16 protein-coding genes and 1 tRNA gene are annotated in these 21,567 nt (G+C 37.2%); 12 read left to right on the top strand and 5 right to left on the bottom strand.

The annotated features are described in order from the left end of the window. Nucleotides 1-3 precede the first annotated feature (3 nt). From ABEG11_RS00895 to ABEG11_RS00860, 8 genes are all read left to right on the top strand, one after another. Entirely contained in the window at nucleotides 4-435 is a 432-nt protein-coding gene (locus ABEG11_RS00895) for a response regulator (RefSeq protein WP_348822315.1), read from the top strand. 83 nt (nucleotides 436-518) lie between these two features. Then, nucleotides 519-6,878 carry a HAMP domain-containing protein gene (locus tag ABEG11_RS00890; RefSeq protein ID WP_348822314.1) on the top strand — a complete coding sequence of 2,120 codons (6,360 nt, stop codon included), beginning with the start codon at nucleotides 519-521 and terminating at the stop codon, nucleotides 6,876-6,878. Nucleotides 6,879-6,909: 31 nt separating this feature from the next. Further along, complete coding sequence (locus ABEG11_RS00885; protein ID WP_348822313.1) at nucleotides 6,910-8,133, top strand: sensor histidine kinase; 1,224 nt, start codon at nucleotides 6,910-6,912, stop codon at nucleotides 8,131-8,133. A 50-nt stretch (nucleotides 8,134-8,183) separates the two neighbouring features. After that, a complete protein-coding gene (locus ABEG11_RS00880) occupies nucleotides 8,184-10,493 on the top strand; it encodes a glycoside hydrolase family 3 C-terminal domain-containing protein (RefSeq protein WP_348822312.1) in 2,310 nt (769 codons plus the stop codon). A 27-nt stretch (nucleotides 10,494-10,520) separates the two neighbouring features. Continuing rightward, nucleotides 10,521-11,594 (top strand): retropepsin-like aspartic protease family protein, encoded by a 1,074-nt coding sequence (locus tag ABEG11_RS00875; protein ID WP_348822311.1) that lies wholly within the window; start codon nucleotides 10,521-10,523, stop codon nucleotides 11,592-11,594. Next, nucleotides 11,572-12,636, top strand: a complete 1,065-nt coding sequence (locus tag ABEG11_RS00870) for a hypothetical protein (RefSeq protein ID WP_348822310.1) — start codon at nucleotides 11,572-11,574, stop codon at nucleotides 12,634-12,636. Before ABEG11_RS00875 ends, ABEG11_RS00870 begins: the two co-directional genes overlap by 23 nt. A 9-nt stretch (nucleotides 12,637-12,645) precedes the next feature. Next, nucleotides 12,646-13,035, top strand: a complete 390-nt coding sequence (locus ABEG11_RS00865; protein WP_348822309.1) for a hypothetical protein — start codon at nucleotides 12,646-12,648, stop codon at nucleotides 13,033-13,035. 574 nt (nucleotides 13,036-13,609) lie between these two features. Then, entirely contained in the window at nucleotides 13,610-14,251 is a 642-nt protein-coding gene (locus tag ABEG11_RS00860; protein WP_348822308.1) for a hypothetical protein, read from the top strand. Nucleotides 14,252-14,567: 316 nt separating this feature from the next. Here the strand turns inward: ABEG11_RS00860 and ABEG11_RS00855 are convergent. Further along, nucleotides 14,568-14,641: transfer RNA gene (locus ABEG11_RS00855), tRNA-Arg, on the bottom strand. 103 nt (nucleotides 14,642-14,744) lie between these two features. Here ABEG11_RS00855 and ABEG11_RS00850 point away from each other — a divergent pair. Beyond that, entirely contained in the window at nucleotides 14,745-15,257 is a 513-nt protein-coding gene (locus ABEG11_RS00850) for an adenine phosphoribosyltransferase (RefSeq protein WP_348822307.1), read from the top strand. 49 nt (nucleotides 15,258-15,306) lie between these two features. Here ABEG11_RS00850 and ABEG11_RS00845 read toward each other — a convergent pair whose 3' ends face one another. The 4 genes from ABEG11_RS00845 to ABEG11_RS00830 form a co-directional block, all read right to left on the bottom strand. Beyond that, nucleotides 15,307-15,450, bottom strand: a complete 144-nt coding sequence (locus ABEG11_RS00845; protein ID WP_348822306.1) for an SsrA-binding protein — start codon at nucleotides 15,448-15,450, stop codon at nucleotides 15,307-15,309. A 78-nt stretch (nucleotides 15,451-15,528) separates the two neighbouring features. Further along, on the bottom strand, nucleotides 15,529-17,406 hold the full coding sequence (locus ABEG11_RS00840) for a M56 family metallopeptidase (RefSeq protein WP_348822305.1): 1,878 nt from the start codon (nucleotides 17,404-17,406) through the stop codon (nucleotides 15,529-15,531). Between the two features lie 6 nt (nucleotides 17,407-17,412). Continuing rightward, on the bottom strand, nucleotides 17,413-17,772 hold the full coding sequence (locus ABEG11_RS00835) for a BlaI/MecI/CopY family transcriptional regulator (RefSeq protein ID WP_348822304.1): 360 nt from the start codon (nucleotides 17,770-17,772) through the stop codon (nucleotides 17,413-17,415). 446 nt (nucleotides 17,773-18,218) lie between these two features. After that, complete coding sequence (locus tag ABEG11_RS00830; RefSeq protein WP_348822303.1) at nucleotides 18,219-19,436, bottom strand: MDR family MFS transporter; 1,218 nt, start codon at nucleotides 19,434-19,436, stop codon at nucleotides 18,219-18,221. A 120-nt stretch (nucleotides 19,437-19,556) separates the two neighbouring features. Between ABEG11_RS00830 and ABEG11_RS00825 the strand changes: the two genes are divergently transcribed. Genes ABEG11_RS00825 through ABEG11_RS00815 form a run of 3 tightly spaced genes read left to right on the top strand, consistent with a single transcriptional unit; the run spans nucleotide 19,557 to nucleotide 21,554 of the window. Continuing rightward, nucleotides 19,557-20,159 carry a DUF1684 domain-containing protein gene (locus ABEG11_RS00825; protein ID WP_348822302.1) on the top strand — a complete coding sequence of 201 codons (603 nt, stop codon included), beginning with the start codon at nucleotides 19,557-19,559 and terminating at the stop codon, nucleotides 20,157-20,159. Beyond that, nucleotides 20,159-20,806: a TatD family hydrolase gene (locus tag ABEG11_RS00820; RefSeq protein WP_348822301.1), complete on the top strand. Its 648-nt coding sequence runs from the start codon at nucleotides 20,159-20,161 to the stop codon at nucleotides 20,804-20,806. The genes ABEG11_RS00825 and ABEG11_RS00820 overlap by 1 nt, the downstream gene beginning before the upstream one ends. Nucleotides 20,807-20,840: 34 nt before the next feature. Then, on the top strand, nucleotides 20,841-21,554 hold the full coding sequence (locus ABEG11_RS00815) for a tRNA threonylcarbamoyladenosine dehydratase (protein ID WP_348822300.1): 714 nt from the start codon (nucleotides 20,841-20,843) through the stop codon (nucleotides 21,552-21,554). The last annotated feature ends 13 nt before the right edge of the window (nucleotides 21,555-21,567 follow it).

Below are 21,567 nucleotides of genomic sequence, written 5' to 3'. Positions count from 1 at the left end.
GTTATGAAAAAACCAACAATTTTACTCGTCGAAGATGATGCGCTGGATATTATAAGTGTCGAGCGTTCTCTCAAAAAATTAGACAGCGAATTCGAGCTTTATACTGCCTTTAACGGAATAGAAGCCTTAAGAATTCTTAGAGATTCCAGCATAAAACTTGTCCCCGATGTTATTCTTTTGGATATAAATATGCCCAGGATGAACGGAATCGAATTTTTAAAAGTTATTCGGGAAGATGAAAACCTGAGCGATCTGAAAGTTTTTATCATGACAACCTCATCAGAATCAAATGATCGATCAGAGGCTGAAAAATTAGGGATATCCGGTTATATTATAAAACCGCTCAATTATACTGATAATACCAAAAGATCAGATTCAATGGATGCTTTTGTGCAATTTCATTTAAGGAAAATTTTGCTTGATGAAAGCATGTAAAGATATTTTAAGGTAAATTTGAGTTTAGTTCTGTTTGTCATTGTATCAGGTTTTTGTAATTATTCTATAAAAGAATTGAGAATATGAAAAAAATAAAAGAGAATAACATTGAAATATCTCCAGATGCTGTTATCATACTTCCCGTCGTTGCATCCGAAAAGCCTAATCGGTCAAAAACAAAAAAAGATTTTGAAGAATCTGTTTTGACAGATGCTGAGTTTCTAAAAATTTTGATGAAAGTTAAGAACGGTGACTTTACACAGCGTTTCCCAACGGATCAAAATGGAACCAAAAGATCGATCTGTGAAACCTTAAACGAAATTATAGACCTGAATGAACGTATGGTTTTTGAATTTCAAAAGGTAGGGAAAAGCATTGGTAAACAGGGAAAACTAACAAATCGTGTGGTTCTTGACGGCGCAAGAGGTTCCTGGAGCTCCTGTGTGGATTCCGTTAATACGCTGATTTCAGATCTGGTACATCCAACTATCGAAATTGCACACGTAATTACCTCGGTGGCAAAAGGAAATCTGTCACAGGAAATGCCTCTTTCTATTGAAGGAAACCCGCTTCAGGGTGAATTCCTCAGAATTGCAAAAGAGGTAAACGGAATGGTAAAACAGCTGAATCTCTTCTCGATGGAGGTTACCCGTGTAGCGCGTGAGGTAGGTACAGAAGGTAAATTGGGAGGTCAGGCTAAGGTGCGAGGAGTTGGTGGTGTTTGGAAAGATTTGACCGATTCGGTAAACAAAATGGCGAGTAACTTAACCGGTCAGGTACGTAATATTGCGGATGTAACCACGGCGGTAGCAAAGGGAGATTTATCTAAAAAGATTACCGTAGACGTTAAAGGAGAGATATTAGAACTTAAAAATACCATCAATACGATGGTGGATCAGCTGAACTCTTTTTCATCTGAGGTTACCCGTGTGGCACGTGAGGTAGGAACCGAAGGAAAACTGGGAGGCCAGGCGCAGGTAAAAGGTGTTGGAGGAACCTGGAAAGATTTGACTGACTCAGTAAACCAGATGGCAAGTAACTTAACTGGTCAGGTACGTAACATTGCCGATGTAACAACAGCGGTAGCAAAAGGGGATCTTTCGAAGAAAATCACCGTTGACGTAAAAGGAGAAATTCTGGAACTTAAAAATACCATTAACACGATGGTGGATCAGCTGAATTCCTTCTCTTCTGAGGTTACCCGTGTGGCGGTTGAAGTAGGTTCTGAAGGGAAATTGGGAGGTCAGGCAAAAGTGCGAGGAGTTGGAGGGGTTTGGAAAGATTTGACTGATTCTGTTAACCAGATGGCATCGAACTTAACAGGTCAGGTACGTAATATTGCCGAGGTAACAACGGCGGTAGCAAAAGGGGATTTATCTAAAAAAATTACAGTAAACGTTGCCGGAGAAATTCTGGAACTTAAAAATACTATCAATACGATGGTGGATCAGCTGAACTCTTTTGGTGCCGAGGTAACCCGTGTGGCACGAGAGGTCGGTTCAGAAGGAAAACTGGGAGGACAGGCCAAAGTAAAAGGGGTTGGCGGTACCTGGAAAGATTTAACCGATTCGGTAAACCAGATGGCATCTAACCTTACTGGTCAGGTACGTAACATTGCCGAGGTAACTACTGCGGTAGCAAATGGTGACCTTTCCAAAAAAATTACAGCTGTTGCTGAGGGAGAGATTCTGGAGCTTAAGAAAACGATTAATACGATGGTGGATCAGCTGAATTCCTTTTCATCTGAGGTAACCCGTGTGGCACTTGAGGTAGGAACCGAAGGAAAACTGGGAGGTCAGGCAAAAGTAAAAGGTGTCGGCGGAACGTGGAAAGATTTAACAGATTCCGTGAATCAAATGGCTTCGAACTTAACAGGACAAGTGCGTAACATTGCCGAGGTAACCACAGCGGTAGCAAAAGGCGATTTATCACGCCAGATTACTGTTGATACCAAAGGAGAAATTCTGGAATTGAAGAACACCATTAATACGATGGTGGGACAGCTGAACTCGTTTGCATCCGAGGTAACCCGTGTGGCGCGTGAGGTAGGAACCGAAGGGAAACTGGGTGGTCAGGCACAGGTGGAAGGTGTTGGCGGAACATGGAAAGATTTAACCGATTCGGTAAACCAGATGGCTTCTAACTTAACCGGTCAGGTACGTAACATTGCCGAAGTAACTACTGCGGTGGCAAAAGGCGATTTATCGCTCCAGATTACCGTAGACGTAAAAGGTGAAATTTTGGAACTTAAAAACACCATTAATACGATGGTGGATCAGCTTCGAGGCTTTGCCTCGGAGGTAACAAGGGTGTCAAGAGAGGTAGGAACCGAAGGTAAACTGGGAGGTCAGGCTAATGTGCCGGGAGTTGCAGGAACCTGGAAAGATTTAACCGATTCTGTGAACCAGATGGCAGGTAACCTCACCGCACAGGTTCGTAACATTGCCGATGTGGCGATTGCGGTTGCAAATGGTGATATGTCCCGAAAGATTACGGTGGACGTTCGCGGAGAAATTCTTCAGTTAAAAGAAACCTTAAATACGATGGTGGATCAGCTTCGTGAATTTGCTTCCGAGGTAACCCGTGTGGCACGTGAGGTAGGTACCGAAGGAAAACTGGGAGGTCAGGCAAATGTACCAGGGGTTGCTGGAACCTGGAAGGATTTGACCGATTCGGTGAATCAGATGGCAGGGAACTTAACGACTCAGGTGCGCAATATTGCCGAGGTAACAATTGCCGTGGCAAATGGCGATATGTCCAAAAAAATTACGGCTGACGTTCGTGGAGAAATCCTTCAGCTGAAAGAAACCGTAAACACGATGGTAGATCAGCTTCGTGCCTTTGCATCCGAGGTAACGCGTGTGGCTCGTGAGGTGGGAACCGATGGAAAACTGGGAGGACAGGCATTCGTACCCGGAGTTGCCGGAACCTGGAAAGATTTAACTGATTCTGTGAATCAGATGGCATCCAACTTAACGGATCAGGTGCGTAATATTGCAGAGGTAACCAAAGCAGTTGCAAATGGTGACCTTTCCAAACCAATTACGGTAGACGTAAAAGGAGAAATTCTGGATTTGAAAAACACCTTCAATACGATGGTGGAACAGCTGAACTCTTTTGCCTCCGAGGTTACCCGTGTGGCGCGTGAGGTAGGTACCGAAGGTAAACTGGGAGGGCAGTCGGAAGTAAAAGGGGTTGCCGGAACATGGAAGGATTTAACGGATTCGGTTAACGTAATGGCATCGAATTTAACATCTCAGGTTCGTGGAATTGCAAAAGTAGTAACATCAGTTGCGAAAGGAAATCTAAAACAAAAACTATCGATTGATGCCAAAGGGGAAGTTGCCCAATTAACGGATACCATCAATGAGATGATTGATACGCTGGCAACCTTCTCCGATCAGGTAACTACGGTGGCGCGTGAGGTGGGTGCCGAAGGAAAACTGGGAGGTCAGGCGAACGTGCCAGGTGCTTCGGGAACCTGGAAAAACTTAACCGAAAACGTAAACCAGCTCGCAGAAAACCTGACGACACAGGTACGTGCGATTTCGGAGGTGGCATCGGCGGTAACACAAGGGGATTTAACACGGACCATCGGTGTAGAAGCTAAAGGTGAGGTTGAAGCTTTGAAAGATACCATCAACCAGATGATTTCGAACCTGAAAGCTACCACATTGAGAAATCAGGAGCAGGACTGGCTCAAATCGAATCTGGCTAAGTTTACACAAATGCTTCAGGGACAAAAAGAGCTGAATTCGGTTACCAAGAAAATCCTTTCTGAGCTGGCAACAGTTGTTACTGCCCAGCACGGGCTTTTCTATATTTTGCAGGAAGATGAAAATTTCGAAAATTCCAAATTGAATCTGATTGCTTCTTATGCTTATATCAAAAGAAAAAATTCTCCAACACAATATGCTATGGGCGAAGGTCTGATAGGGCAGGTTGCTATTGAGAAAGAAAGAATTATTCTGAGCAATGTTCCTAAAGATTATATCAGAATCAATTCTGGTTTGGGAGATGCAAAACCTCAGGATGTGATTATTCTGCCTGTTCTTTTTGAAGGTCAGTTAAAAGCGGTTATTGAGCTGGCTTCGCTGGATACTTTCAGCCAGACCCACTTGGATTTTCTCGAAGGTTTGACAGAAAGTATTGGTATTGTATTGAATACCATTGAATCGAATTCAAGAACTGAAGAGCTTTTGGTACAATCTCAATCTTTGGCAAGCGAATTAAAAAGCCAGCAGGAAGTATTAAAAAATACCAATGAGGAACTGGAAGAAAAAGCATTCTTACTGGCCAATCAAAAAGAAGAAGTGGAGCTGAAAAATCAAGAGGTTGAGGTTGCCAGGAAAGCTTTGGAAGAAAAAGCCGATCAGCTGACTTTGACATCAAAATATAAGTCGGAGTTTTTGGCAAATATGTCACACGAACTTCGAACTCCACTGAATAGTTTGCAGATTTTGGCGAATGAATTAATTGCCAACAGGGACGGAAATCTTTCGGAAAAACAGATTCAGTTTGCCAAAACGATCAATTCCTGTGGTGATGATCTTATCCAGCTTATTAATGATATTCTCGATTTATCTAAAATTGAATCGGGATATATTTCGGTCGATTACAATCCGATCAGTTTTGCAGCAATCAGCCAGTTTGTAAAATCTACTTTTAATCCAATTTCAGAAGCCAAACATCTCCGTTTCAAAATTACAATGGATGAAGAGCTTCCTGAATTTGTAGAAACCGATTCACAAAGATTGAATCAGATTCTGAAAAATCTTTTATCCAACTCTTTCAAGTTTACAGAGAAAGGCGAAGTACAGCTCAAAATTTATAAAGCCAATAATAATTGGAAAACGGCAAATCCAAGCCTGGATAATGCAGAAGCAGTAGTAGCTTTCGAAATTTCGGATACAGGGATTGGTATCTCCAAAGAAAAGCAGGGTTTGATTTTTGAAGCTTTCCAGCAGGCTGAGGGTTCTACCAGCCGTAAGTATGGAGGAACCGGTTTAGGATTATCCATCAGTCGCGGGCTTTCTGATTTATTGGGTGGAAGCATCGAATTAGAAAGTGAGACTAACGTTGGAAGCAAGTTTACATTATTTCTTCCGCTCAAATATATACATGTTTCTGAAATAGATAATATTGATGTAAATGAGGAAACTGATGTGAAAGGACGTATCAAATCATTACCTTCTGAAAAATTCAACAGATCCGATATTGATTTGTTTTTTGTGGATGAGGTAGGGGATGACAGAACTGATATAAAGCCCGAAGACAAAGTATTATTGATAGCTGAGGATAATTTGACTTTTGCAAAAATAATGCTCGAACAGGCGCATATTAATGGCATCAAAGCTATTGTTACTACCAAAGGAAACGATGTTATTGACTTTATCAATCAGTTTCATCCGCATGCCATAACAATGGATTTGAATATGCCGGATACCAGCGGATGGAAGATTCTGGATAGGCTGAAAACAGATTTCAATCTGCGGCATATTCCAGTATATATTATTTCTGGCGAAGACGAACGTAATAAAGGTCTTAAACGTGGTGCGAGAAACTTTTTTCTTAAACCGGTTAAGAATGATTCCTTGACATATCTTTTTAATGATATTCATGATTTTAAAAATAAAAAAGTAAAAAACCTTCTTGTAGTAGATGATAATCAAGCCGAATTGGAGCGTATACTGAATGCTGTAGATGGAGACGATATTACGGTTTTTTATGCAAAAACGGCTAGTGAGGCGGTGGCACTTATACAAGATCATTCATTTGACTGCATAATCCTGGACTTAAAACTGCCAGATGCTGACGGGCTTGATATTATTACAGATTTAGAAAATAATCTAGCTGGTCAGGAAACTGCCATCATTATACATTCTGCAGGCGATGTTACCAAAAAACAGAAAGCGAGATTAAATAGATTTGCACATAGCATCATTACTAAAAGTGCCAATTCTATGGACGAGCTTATCGATCAGACGGCTCTTTTTATGCATCGTGTTCATAAAGAATTGCCCGATGCAATGAGGGAACGTATCGAATCTTTTTATATGAAAGAAGATGTATTACTGGGCAAAAAAGTATTATTGGTTGATGATGATGTACGTAACCTTTTTGCATTAACCACTGCTTTAGAAAGATATGGACTGAATGTAATCAGTGCAGAAAGCGGACAGGAAGCCATTGATATTCTCCATGAAGACAAAGATATTGATATCGTTCTGATGGATATTATGATGCCCGAAATGGATGGTTTTGAAACCATGAAACGTATTCGCAAAGATGCAAGGCATAAAGAACTCACTATCATTTCTGTCACTGCAAAAGCGATGAAGGGAGACAGACAGCGATGCATAGAATCTGGTGCGTCAGATTATATTACAAAACCTGTCAATGTAGAGCAATTATCTTCTTTGATGCGAGTTTGGCTTAAATAATAAATTGTAGATCCCAATTCAAAAAAATATCATGATAGACAAGGCAATCAAAATCTTGCTTGTAGATGACAAAAAGGAAAACCTGCTTTCCTTGCAGGTTATTCTTGCCAATCGTGGATATGAGTTTGTTGAAGCTGTTTCGGGTAAGGATGCATTGCGGATTCTCCTGAAGAATCAGGATTTTGCTATTATTCTTATGGATGTTCAAATGCCTTTGATGGATGGTTTTGAAACGGCTGAATTAATCCGCCAGAGCGAAAAACTGAAAAATGTTCCAATTATTTTCCTGACAGCCAATATGGATGCCACCGAGTATATATTCAAAGGTTATCAGTCTGGAGCAGTAGATTATATGATTAAGCCATTATCGCCCGAAATTCTGCAGGCCAAAGTAATGGTATTTACCGATTTGTTCAGGAAAAATCAGGAATTACGTATTAAAGAAGAAGAAACAAACAGGCTTAATGAAATAATTTTAAAAACCAATAAAGAGCTGGCTTCCCAATATGCTGCTATAGAAAAACATGCCGAAGAGCTGAAAAAGAAAAATACTGAACTTGATGCTTTTACCTATATATCGAGCCATGATCTTCAGGAACCGTTACGCAAAATACAGACTTTTACTAATTTGATTCTCTCTAATGAGTATCCAAATTTATCAGAAGATGGCAAAACTAAATTTGACAGGATTCTGTATGCCACAAATAGAATGCGGGAGCTTATTAACAGCCTGCTTACTTTTTCGAGAGCCACACTTACGGAGAAAAATTTTGTGTCTACCAGTCTCGAAAAGATAATCAATGATGTAAAAGAAGCCTTGCATGAAAATCTGGGCGAAAAACAGGCGGTTATCATTACTGATTTTCATGATAATGTTAAGATTATTCCTTTTCAATTTGTTCAGTTAATGGAAAATTTAATCCACAATGCGATAAAATTTTCACAGCCGGATGTCCCATTGAAGATTACAATAAAAAGCCGTGTGGTAAATGGTCAGGAACTGCAGATTGAAAATTTATCAAGGGAAATCAGTTATTGCCACATTAGTTTTGCAGACAATGGAATTGGATTTGAACAGCAGCATAATGAAAAGATATTTGGAGTTTTCCAAAAATTACATAGCAGGGATCTCTATGAAGGAACAGGTATAGGTCTTGCCATTGTAAAAAAAATAGTTGAAAATCATAATGGCTATATAGATGCAGCTGGTGCACCGCTGAAAGGTGCTGTTTTTAATATCTATATCCCTTGTTGAAAAATCAGTCTTGTAAAAAAAAATCTAAATACTAATTAAAAACCATTAAAATGAAAAACACAATTATGCTGGCAGTTATGCTATTGTCAGCAGTTCTTACGGCACAAACAAAGCTTACATCAAAAAATATTGATGCCGTTATTAAGGAAATGACTATTGAAGAAAAAGCAAACATACTCGTTGGTTATTCCTTTGGAAAATCATACTGGGGTCTGCCCACCAATCCGGATCCAAATGCGGGTGCTATTGTTTTAGGTGCCGCTGGAAATACGGCTAAAATTGATCGGTTTGGAATACCTCATACAGTATTTGCCGATGGGCCAGCCGGAGTACATATTAATGCCGAAAGGCCAAATGACTCAAAAAAATATTACTGTTCCGGATTTCCTATAGGAACACTGCTTGCTTCTACCTGGGATACGGATCTTGTTTACAAAGTAGGAGCTGCAATGGGCAATGAGACTAAAGAGTATGGTGTCGATGCTCTGCTGGGACCTGGAATGAATATTATGCGCAATCCGCTATGCGGAAGGAACTTTGAATATTATTCCGAAGATCCTTTTGTGTCTGGGTTAATTGCTGCAGCTGTTATAAATGGTATTCAAAGCAATGGAGTAGGAGTATCTGCAAAACATTTTGCTGCGAATAACCAAGAAGGAAACCGTACATATAATAATGCTGTTGTGAGCCAGCGTGCGCTGAGAGAACTGTATTTAAAAGGTTTTGAAATCATGGTAAAGAAGAGCCAGCCATGGACTATTATGAGCAGTTATAATTACATAAATGGAGTTTACACACAGGAAAGTAAAGACTTATTGACTACTATTCTGCGTGATGAGTGGGGTTTCAAAAATATTGTGATTACAGACTGGACCAATACCCGAAACACAGCAGCGCAGGTTCATGCAGGAAATGACCTGCTGGCACCTGGTAATGCCGAACAGATTAAACAGATTACAGACGGTTTAAAAAATGGTTCTATAGCTATGGCGGATGTTGATCGAAATGTAAAGCGGGTACTGGAATACATTGTAAAAACACCACGTTTTAATGGATATAAATTTTCTAATAATCCAGATTTAAAAGCTCATGCCGAAATTATCCGCAAAGCGGCTCCAGAAGGAATGGTTCTGCTGAAAAATGAAGGAGGTGTACTGCCTCTGGACAGTTCAAAGAAAAAGGTGGCACTTTTTGGACATACTTCTTACGGTCTTTATGCTGGAGGTTCTGGTTCTGGGGATGTAAATAAACCTTATGTCGTGGATTTAGTTGAAGGTCTTAAAAAAGCCGGGCTCGTAATTGATGATACTCTAAATACAGTTTATAAAAAATACCATGATTATGCTTTAAACGAAGCAGAATCTGAAATGGGGCCCTTTACATCATCGAGTTATTTTCCACGTCCAAGGGTAAAAGAACCTCAGATGGGAGTTTTTACCTATACCTATGCTGCCGAAAGGAATGAATTCGCTATTGTTACAGTAGGAAGAAGTTCCGGCGAAGGAGGCGACCGGGCTTTTGAAGACTTTACTATTAATCCAGACGAGCTGGATATGCTAAAACAGACTTACGAAGCTTTTCATAATAAAGGGAAAAAAGTTATTGTAATTTTAAATGTAGGAGGTGTAATTGAAACAGGCCCTATTCAGAAATATTCGGATGCTGTACTGCTCGCATGGCAGCCAGGTATGGAAGCAGGAAACAGTATTGCTGACGTTCTTACAGGCAAAGCGTCTCCTTCTGGTAAGCTTACCATGACATGGCCGGAAGCTTTGGCCGATGTTCCCTCAACTAAAAATTTCCCTAACGGATTTACATGGAGGGATGAAATTTTTGGAAATAAAGACCAGATCAATAAACTGCCAAATTTAGGAGAAACTAAGTACGAAGAGGGATTAAACATTGGCTACCGCTATTTCCAGACCGAAGGAAAAAAAACGGCATATCCTTTTGGCTTTGGAATGACTTATACACAATTTGAATACAGTGGCGCAGAGATAAAATTAAAAGATGGAATCTACACTGCATCTATAACTGTAAAAAACACAGGAAAACGTACAGGCAGAGAAGCTGTTCAGCTGTATGTTTCAGCTCCTAAAGGCAAACTGGTAAAACCTGCTTATGAACTCAAAGCATTTGGAAAGACAAAAGAACTGCAGCCAGGAGAGAGCCAGAAAATTACAATGTCATTCAGTAATTATGATTTAGCTTCGTATGATGAATCCCAGCAGGCATTTGTTACTGATGAAGGTATCTATACAGCCCGATTCGCCGCATCTGCTGCAGATATCCGCCAGAATGTAGATTTCAAGGCGAAGGCACAGATAGTTAAATGTCATGATGTATTGAAAATGAATTGATTTATATTCGTTCAAAAAAAAGCACTTATGAAAAAAAATCACTTTATAATTCTGTTTTTTATTCCATTCTTTTTTGCTGTAAATGCGCAAGAAATCAGTCGAACCATAAAATACGACAGCCTCATTATTCAAAGAGATTTCTTTAAATTAAGAGAGCAGATTAACCTTGAAAAAAATAAGGAAAACCCAACGTATCTATATTACAGTTCTTTGACTGATAATTATTTTAACAAGCCGAAGGAATCTATAAAAAAGATAAACAAGCTTTTGGCAAAGTTTCCAAATCAGATTTCGGACACGCAAAAAGCCAAATTATTGCTTACAGATTTAAACAATTATATGAGAGTTTTTGAATATCAAAACGCTTATAATATTGCTGAAAAACTGTTATTGCACAAAAAATATTTAACATCTGTTCAAATTGAGGATTTAGACAATAACACAAAAATTCTGAAAGGCTTATTAAATACGGATATACAGAAAATCAATTTAAAAAATGATGTACAATTCAATTACTTCAAAGATGCTGCGGGTTTGATAAATATCCCTGTATTGATGAATCAAAAACAGGACAATTTTGTTTTTGACACAGGTGCCAATCTATCGCTAGTAACAGAAGAAACTGCAAAAAAATACAATCTCGAATTAAGTAATTTGTATTTTGATGTACAGGCCATTACTGGCATCGTTGTAAAAGCACGGACAGGTATAGCAAAAAACATTCAGATTGGCGGTATTGATTTTGAAAATGTTGTTTTTCTGGTAATGCCTGATAATTCTTTAACTTTTGCAGAAGGCAAATACATCATAAACGGCATAATTGGGTTTCCTGTAATTGAACAATTAGGCGAGATTCGAATTAGCAAAAACACCATATTCATTCCAAAAGCATCCAAAAATAGTAAATTAGAAAACATGGGATTAGATGAATTAACGCCTACAATCCAGTTAAAAACTTTTGATGAAAAAGTTGCCTACACATTTGATACAGGAGCAGGCCACACAATACTTAATAATCCTTTTTTTAAAAAATTTGAAGAGCGAATTAAAGATAACATCTCTAAAGAAAAATTAAATTATGCTGGTGCCGAAAAGGCATGAAACTAGTATTCCTAATGGTTACCGCTACGGTTTCCAGTCCCAAGAGCAGGACAATGAGTTAAAAGGTGAAGGAAATTCTTTGAATTATGAATTTAGAATGCACGACCCTAGGATTGGTAGGTTCTTTGCGAGCGACCCGAAAGAAGACGAATATCCATGGAATTCTCCTTATGCATTCAGTGAAAACAGGGTTATGGATGCTATAGAATTAGAAGGAGCTGAACATTTAAATGTAAATGTTTATCGAATATTTAAAAATTCTGGGGGTAAATATGAATCCTTAAAACAGATGAGCTATACCCAAAGAAATGTTGGTACTTGGTCGGGAACAAAATCTCAAAACCAATTTAATATTTATGATGCGAAAGGTATGGTTTCGGCTATTTATACTGGAGACAATGCTGCTTTAAAAATGAAAAAAGCTGGTATTATAATTAAAGAGCTGAATTCAGGAGAAACATTTATAAAAACATTTAAAAAGGCAGCCAAAGACATTGCTACATCTAATGATTACAGAAGTAAGCAATTTAGAGAAACTGTTAAAAATGTTGCTGTAGGGGCAGTTGGGGTAGCTTTAGCTCCTGTTGTTGCTCCAACTGCTGCGATATTAGATGTCGGAGCTGTTGGCACGATGTCTGCTACAGATGTAATGCTTACTAAAGCAGTAATAAGTGTAAGCACTCAAGCACTTGTAGCTAAAGATGTAAATTTAATAAAAGTGGCTGGAGATACTTTTTTTGCTCCAGTTGTAGGAAGTGCAATCGGTAATTCTTCTAATTTAAGTGTAAAATCGGTATTAAATTTAGATACCAAAACACCTGTTTTTTCAATTTCTAGTGAAAGTGCTTTTAGAACTGGTATGGCTACTGATTTGTCATTGGGTGCGATTAAGACTTTGATTCCGATTGGGAAATTAGAATCTGAAACTGCTCAAAAAATAGGTCAGACTACTATTGATGTTACTGTAGAAATTAATTCTCAAGTTGTTTCAAATAAAATTAATAATAACAACTCTTCTAATGAAGATAATTGTGATAAATAAATTATAAATATGATTCAAAATAAATCTAAAATTCTGTTGTATTTGCTTCTTTTGAGTGTGTTTTTCCTTTTTTATTATCGGTATTTTGTATTGATTCCCAGAGTTGCTAAAGAAGGGAAATTTACTATTGGAAAAGTTACTGAATACCGTATTAAAAAAGGAGGAGCATATAATGTGTTTTTTACTATTGTAGTAAAAGGAAAAGAATTTAAAAATTATTCAAATGCTAGTTTTGAATCAATTAAAAATGTAAAAATTGGAGAAAGATTTCTTGTTGTCTTTCTTGAGCCCGACAATACAATAGGTGCGCCTAGTATAATATTGGACAATCCCGTCCCTGATACTGTTTTGGTTGCACCTCCAGATGGATGGAAAAACAAACCTGATTGGGCAAAGTAATTAATTGAAGTTGAGCCGAGACCAAATGTGAATAAAAACTTTGTTGTTCCTCAAAACTAAAATTAAATTTATCATATAACAACATGAACTTATGAATTTACTAAAATGGATATTTTTGATTTTATTATTTAGTTCAAGTAAATCTTATTCACAAATCAACAAAATTTCAGGTTGTTGGGAAGCACACACTAACTATAAGGATGTTAAATTTACAGATAATCCCGACTTTTTCTGTGATGGTTTTTATGGAAGCCTTAGATGACTTGAGCATTAATTAATACTGTTGCTGCTCTTGCAAACAAACCGAGTATTTACAGCAATAATAAAAACTACAATCCTAAGAAAGTTGTAGTTTTTCTTTTACATTTACAGCACGTTCTTAGGCAAAATGGCTCGATTCTTTTGGAATGCTTGTACCAGCAGCTCCCAGCTCTTCGGAGAGTAAATAAGTTGTCGTGTGAGCTACGCAAATGTCTCTGACTTTTCGTTTTTTTAAGTTCTTGAAAACTATAAATATGATAAAATAGAAATAAACGGAATAAAACAAAAACTAAATCAATATAAACAAACCAAAATGAAATTTAAATTATACTTACTAAGCATCTGTTTAACATATCTAACAGCTTTTTCTCAAAATAACACCCCAAAACAATATACAAAAAAAATAAGTGAGCCTTACAAATCAAGCAAAACTTCTCCTGGTCCATATAATCTAAACGTAGGAAGTGGTTTTACTTTTTCAAAAGAAAAAGAAATTTTATCATGTTATATTCAAAATGATAGAATTACAATTAGAAAGAATGATTTTGATAAACTAACGCTAATAAAAGAAAATATATATGAGAAGTATTTACCAAAAAATTTTTTTCTTGTTGATTGTATAGAGCTTAATGGTAAATATTTTGTGTTTTATTCTTCCTGGGATGGTGACGCCAAAAAAGAACAAGTTTTTAGTGCAGAAATCGATTTTGCAAAATGTGAATTTGTTGGGACACCAAAAGTATTATTTCAAATCGAGGGTAAGGTAGCAGGTTATAATAGCGGTTTTATATATTTTAATTTATCAGAATCTGTTGATAAAAAAAGTATTGCAATTAATTACGCAAAAGATCCAGAGAACCAGATTTTAGTTAGAGGAATAAAACAATATTTTGCTTCAGTCCAAGAGCAATTATATTTGAAAAAAAATGTGAGCGGGAAATACAAAAAAAAATGAAATATTATACCATTTTCAAATGAGGGTTCATTTTCTAAAAATTGAACGACAATTAGAGACAAAATAAGGATATTATAAAGTGATAATTTCTCTTCATTCTGGGTGTTCGAATCCTGTTAGGTTATCGAATGACAAATCAAGCTATTTGTGTTGTTTTTCATGTAAATATATATAATGACTGAACAGGCTCTTTGTTTTAGTCTTAATTTATAGAAAGAAAATAACAGCAAAAATGATTCTCAGCCAGCGTGTTTAGCAGCATAAATAAATAAAAAAAAGGCGCCAATTGTCTTCAATTGGCGCCTTTTGGCTGTAGTGACCTCGACTGGATTCAAACCAGTAACCTTCTGAGCCGTAATCAGATGCGCTATTCAGTTGCGCCACGAGGCCATTTTGCTACTCACTTATGATAGACAGTGAACGTGTTTGCGGGTGCAAATATAGGAATAAATATGTATCTTGCAAGCATGAATCTGGATAAAATATAAAAAAAATGAATTTAAAAAAATACATACGTGATATTCAGGACTTTCCAAAAAACGGAATTGTTTTTAAAGATATCACGCCGTTATTAATCGACCCAAATGCTAGGCAAGAATGCTTAGAAATATTAGCTGCATCTCTAAAAAATAAAAAAATTGACAAGGTAATTGGAGCCGAAAGCCGTGGTTTTTTCTTCGGAATGCTTTTGGCACAGGAATTAAATGCTGGATTTGTTCCAGTAAGGAAGCCGAAAAAATTGCCTTTTGATACTATTTCGGCTACCTATGAACTCGAATATGGAACTGACGCATTAGAAATTCACATTGATGCGATCCAGAAAGGAGACAGGGTTTTGATCCACGATGATGTATTGGCTACTGGCGGTACAGCAAAAGCACTTTGCGAACTGGTAGAACGTTTGGGTGGTGTAATTATACAGTGTAATTTCCTGATGGAACTCACTTTCTTAAACGGCCGTGAAAAGATTGCAGGAAATGATATTTTTGCCGCAATAACTTATTAAAATTGTTTAAAGTGTTTACTGTTTCAAACACTTTAACAGTTTTCAGTTTTTAATTCTGAAGCGCTCTTTTGGTCACATAATACCGATAGCCGATTATGGCCAATTGCCACTTTTTGGCTTTGGAAACATCTAATCCCTGTTTTGTAAAACTTGGTAATAGAAGTTTGTTGATCTTGGCAAGAATTTTAAACATAGCAGTATATTTTTTTTCAAAGGTATAAAAAAGACGGTCTTGATGAGTGACCGTCTTTTTTTGGTTTTGTTAATCGATTTATTTGTTATCTTTTTTATCTGCTAAATATTCTTTCATCTGCTTGTCAAAAGCTTTCATTTTCTCATTGAAAACTTCCATTTCTTTATTAAAAGGTTCCATTTGCTTATCAAATTCTGCCATTTGTTTGTCGAAAGCTTCCATTTGGGGTTCTAGCTTTTTCATCTTCGCATCGTATTCTTCCATCTTTTTTTCAAAATCTTTCCAGGCTTTTTTGTCACCATTTATAGGGTCACCTTTTGGGGTTTTTGGTGCTTTTGGAAAAACAGGTGCTTTTGGATTTTTAATTGCGGGTGCTACCGGAGGAACAGGAGGAATTGGCATATTCTTGTCATTAATGATATAGGTTCCGTTTTTTGTAGTAATAAGTATTGATTTTTTTCCAAAATTACTAGTAACATCCATTCTGTCAATTGATCCTGGTTCTAGTTGATTAAATTCATTTTGAGTGACTTTTTTTCCATTAATGTAAATCTCATCCATATCACCAATTTTGTGATAGTCTTTTGTAATTATCCGGATCTCTTTTTTTTCATCGTTTTTGGTGACATTTACGGTAGCGATTTCTTTAGGATCTAGTTTATCCATTTCATCTTTATCTGATTTTGCTCCATCAATATAAATTTGTGTATCTGCTGTGATGGGGGCATTAGGAGCTACGATTTTACTTGTAGAAACTAACTTGTCTATTGATTTATCGTCTTCTTCCATAAAGTCAATGCTAAGCTTTCCTGAGGCATCTTTGGTTATGACAATTCCAAAAGTTTTTATAGCATCAGAACTGTTTATGTTTCTATTATTGGAAATTTCGTTTCCTTTTTTTAATTCAACGTTTATTGCAGTAAGTTCGTTATTTGAGTTTCTTTTTGTATTTGAAAAAAGAACTGTTACTCCGTAATTTTTTGCGATTGCAGCTGCTTTTTCTTTTAATTCGGCTTCCGTTGTGTTCTTGGTGATTTTATAGACATCGATATCGCTGGATGCTGGCTGTTCTATTTTTTGGATCACATTTTTTTCTTTTGCAATGACTTCCATTTGGAATAAAAATACAAAGGCAACTAAGACAGGGAGTACTAAAAGATACTTCCATGAATTCCATTTTTTTGATTGATTTTTGTTTAACATAACGATTCGTTTTTTGATTAATGATTGATAAAAATGATTGGTAAGCACAACACAGTTTTCGTGTGCTGTTATTTTTAGTAGCGTCAATTGATATGCTTTCTTGTCGGATATGTTTTTGGAGGCTTCGCTGTCGGCGATGAACTCCAAGTTTTGCAGAATGGCCTTTTTGTACAGCCATATAAATGGATTGAACCAAAAAAGGATACAGAAGAAACGCGTGATCAGTACGTCTATCGTGTGGTATTGTTCGCTATGAACTTTTTCATGTTCCAGAATGCTTTCCATTTCGGACTCGCTGTACAATGATGAGTTGTAAACAATGGTGTTGAAATAGGAAAAAGGGGCAATGTTTTCTTTCGTGTCAATAAATTTATGATCGGCCTGCTGCTTAATCTGCTTGCCTTTCAATACACGGTTAAGGCTATAAAAGTCAAAGGCAAACTGAAGTAATAAGAGTGCAGTTCCTATAATATAGGTGCAGGTCAGAATCAGATACCAGTTAATTTCGAAACTTTCTTTCTTAACAGCAGTTATAGGTATTCTTGACCAGTCAAAATTGGCTGGTGCAGGTTCTACCCAGACAATAGTGGTGAAAACTATCCACGGCAAAATTACTGATGTGAAAAGACCTCCTAAAAGATACCATCGATTTGCTGTAAAGAAAGTCTCTTTTCGCAACAGGAAAAAGTAGGCGATATAGAACATTGCTATAAGCCCGCTGGATTTTGCTATATTGATGAATAGTGTTTCCATATTGAATTATTGTTTTTGTTCGATCATTGTAAGGATTTCACGTAATTCTTCTGCCGAAATTTTTTCTTCTTTGGCAAAAAAGGAAACCATATTTTTATATGAGCTGTTAAAGTAATTATCGATAGCAGTATTCATGAACCCTTTCCGATAATCTTCCAAAGCGACAATTGGGTAATATTGGTGTGTATTTCCAAAGGCATTGTGACTTACATATCCTTTTTCTTCGAGATTGCGGATAATAGTTGATAAAGTGTTGTAATGTGGCTGATCCTCGGTAATCTCAGCCATAACTTCTTTTACGAATGCTTTTTTGAGCTTCCATAAAATATGCATAATTTCCTCTTCCTTGTTTGTTAGTTTTTGCATGATGATTTAATTTGAAACAAACGTACAACTATATTTTTAGTTTACAAACTAAAAATATAGTTATTTAACTAAAATTTTAGTTTTACTCTGGTTTTATTGCTATTCAATAAGAGCAGTACTTGTGTATTTCCTTCGGTAACGAGGTAGACCATGTTATATAGCGGGGGCAGTTGATGTTTAGAACGTGGTTATTCCTGCTTTTACAATCAAAAGTATGAATTTAATAAGGAGATGTGGGATACCAAATAGGTTTTGGTAACCTGTCAGGAGTTGTATATTTTTAGGATTTGTAACCAAAAATTCTTCTGAAATACTGCTGTGTTTCGCGTGAGTGATAGAAGCAGGCTGCCGAAGCAGCGCGGATAGCACGACAGCATTAAGGAAAAGGGACGTATAAGCGGTGCAATAGACTGGCCCTTTTTCTTAATGGTGGCACGCCCTGATTATTATTTCTGCTCGTTGCTAACCATTTTGTTCAGCCAATAACAGCAAAGCAGCGATAGTGCTCCCAAGGTACCCATGATGAGCCAATTGATTTGATAGTTGTAATGAGCAATGATTTCCAGACCAGTTTTGGAACTGACAATATGAGCGAGACTGAAACTCATGGTATAATAACCCATATATTGTCCTTCCTGACCTTTTGGGGCACGGTTGAGAGCAACAGCGTTGACAAACGGGAACGAAAATATTTCTCCAAATGTGAGCAGTATAATGCTGATTACTAAAACTCCTACCCATGAATCGAGCAGCAAAATGTAATATCCAAGGGTTATGAATAAGGAGCCGATGGCAATACTCTTGATTTTGTTAGTCTTTTTTCGTTCCAGCCTGCTTACAATGGGCATTTCTAACAGAAAAACCAATAGTCCGTTGATAGAAAGGAGTATTCCGGTTTGGAATTCGCTGAGTCCAAATTTTTCGTTATGATACAAGGGCAATGTCGAGAATATTTGAAGGAAAACCATAAAGGTCACAAAACTGATAAAGAGCAGCAGCCAGAATGGCTTGTCTTTAAAAATGGACTTTGGGGTAATTGCTGCGGCTGCAATATCGGCAACGGCTGGGGTTTTCTTTTTTTCTTTAATACTAAAAGCAAAAATCAAAATGGCAATAATGCAGGTGCTTCCGTCAACCCAGAACAGGCCTTGGTAGCCCATTCCTATAATAATCAATCCGCCTAAAGCAGGTCCTGCTGTAAAGCCCAGATTTACTGCCAGCCGTACTAAGGAAAGTGCGCGAACGCGATTCTCCGGTTTTGCATAGACACTCAGCGATACAAACATGGCAGGGCGAAACATGTCGGAAATGGCCATAATAATGAACATTCCAAAGCATAATCCCCAAAACGAAGTAATATACTGCAGTAAAATGAATAAGATGCCACTCGTAAAAAGACTGAAAATCATGATTTTATAAAACCCGATTTTGTCGCTCAGCTTGCCTCCAATCCACGATCCCAGCATGGAACCCAGGCCAAAGGCAACCATAATCCATCCAACTTCGCCATAAGTAAAATTTAAATCTTCTTTTAAATATTTGGATAAAAATGGCAAAACCATAGTTCCAGCCCTGTTGATAAATGTGATTAGGGCCAGTATCCAGACTTCGCGTGTGAAGCCTTTAAAATTATTGATGTAGCGGCCGAGTGCAGTTCTAAGCATGTGGAATAAATTCTGTGTACACAAATCTACAAAGTTTTTGGGAGCTAACTGATTTTATTAGTTGATGCGATGTTTTGCAGCTTTCTAACTTTAAGCTATTTTTGCATAAAATTTAAAACGATGAGAATAATACAGACTTTGGTTTTGCTGGTGCTGTTTAATTTTGGCTTTGGCCAGGAAAAATTTGATGCGGCTAATGTCGAAAAATTTCAAAAGGAACTCAATGCCGAATATGCTGATGCCAAAACAAGTCCTTTGACCGAAGCAGATTTGGCAAAATTCAAGTCGCTGGATTTTTATCCAATAAATGAAAAAGCGTTTGTAATAGCTCAATTTGTCAGAACCGAAAATGAAAAGCCCTTTGGGATGCCAACTTCAACGGCTAGAAGACCGATGTATGTAAAATATGGAGAAGCACATTTCCAGCTTGACGGAAAAGAATTGAAGCTGAATATTTATCGTAATATTGAGCTTTCTAAGCAAGAGGAATATAAGGATTATTTGTTTTTGCCTTTTTCGGATTTGACTTCGGGGAAGGATAGTTACATAGGAGGGAAGTATATAGATTTAAAAATTCCTGCAGGCAGTACTATTGTTATTGATTTTAATTTATCGTACAATCCATACTGTGCTTATAATTATAAATATTCCTGCCCAAAAGTGCCTTTGGAAAATGATTTAGCTGTCGAAATCCTCGCTGGTGTAAAGAAATTTCATGATTAATGAAATTTATTAATCTGCATACTCACAAATTCACGAATCAAGATTCAGTTTTGGAACTCGTCAATCAATATCCACAAGAATTTGATGCTGGCATTCCATTTTATTCCATTGGGATTCATCCTTGGTATATTAATGAACAAAAACTTGAAGCAGATTTACAGATTATTGAAAGTAAATTGCAGGAGAACAATTGTCTTGCCCTGGGCGAATGCGGATTGGATAAGCGCATTGAAGTGCCATTGGAATTGCAGCAGATGGTTTTTGAAAAACAGCTTCTTTTGGCACAAAATTACAATAAGCCAGTGCTGATTCATTGCGTAGCCGCTTTTCAAGAGCTCGTTGCGGCTAAAAAGAAACTGAAGATTACCGTGCCAATGCTGCTGCATGGGTTTTCAAAAAATAAGCAAGTCGCCAAAGAATTGATAAATAACGGTTTTTATATTTCGTTTGGGAAATATCTATTGCAAAATCCTGAAATGAGAACTGTTTTTGAGGATGTTCCAAGTGATCGATTTTTTCTGGAAACCGATACCGTCGAAGAAAGTATACAAAAAGTATATGCGTTGGCTGCGGCATATAAAAATATTGAGATTGAAGAATTGCAGAAAATTGTAAATAACAATTTTAACCAAGTTTTCAATTTTTAGACAATCAGAAAAATTAAACTTTAAACAAAGAATTATGGCAGAGTGGACAGAAAGAGCCGAATTATTATTTAAAAAAGAAGGATTGCAGAAATTGCAGGATGCACACGTAATGGTAGTTGGCCTTGGAGGAGTAGGATCATTTGCTGCTGAATTTCTGGCAAGAGCAGGCGTGGGAAAAATGACTATTGTAGATGGTGATGTTGTTGATATTACCAATATAAACAGGCAATTGCCAGCTTTGCATTCTACGGTAGGCCAGCCAAAAGCAGACGTTGTTGGAGATCGTCTGATGGATATTAATCCCGAATTGAACTTGATTAGGATTAAAGAGTTTCTTTCGCCAGACCGTGCCTATGATATTGTTACTAATGAGTACGATTATGTTTTAGACTGTATTGACAGCGTAACTCCAAAACTGAATTTAATTATCTCAGCCAAAAGAAAAAAAGTGCGTATCATAAGCAATATGGGAGCTGGTGGAAAGATGGATGCTTCCAAAGTTAAGGTGACTGATATTGCGAAAACGGTAAACTGCCATCTGGCAAAAACTATCAGAAAGCGTTTAAAAAAAGAAAAAATAAATAAAGTAAAAGTGGTGTTTTCTTCTGAAATTCAAGACGAATGCAGTTTAAAAATGACCGATGGCTCTAATTTCAAGAAATCATTTTACGGAACCAATAGCTACATGCCGGGCTTATTTGGCTTGTATGCGGCGGAAACCGTGATAAGATATTTGCTTAAGAAATAATAAATTGTTTAAA

Origin of the sequence: Flavobacterium aestuarii (assembly GCF_040049115.1) — a bacterium.
Taxonomy (GTDB): domain Bacteria; phylum Bacteroidota; class Bacteroidia; order Flavobacteriales; family Flavobacteriaceae; genus Flavobacterium; species Flavobacterium aestuarii.
This window is presented reverse-complemented; position numbering and strand designations above follow the sequence as displayed.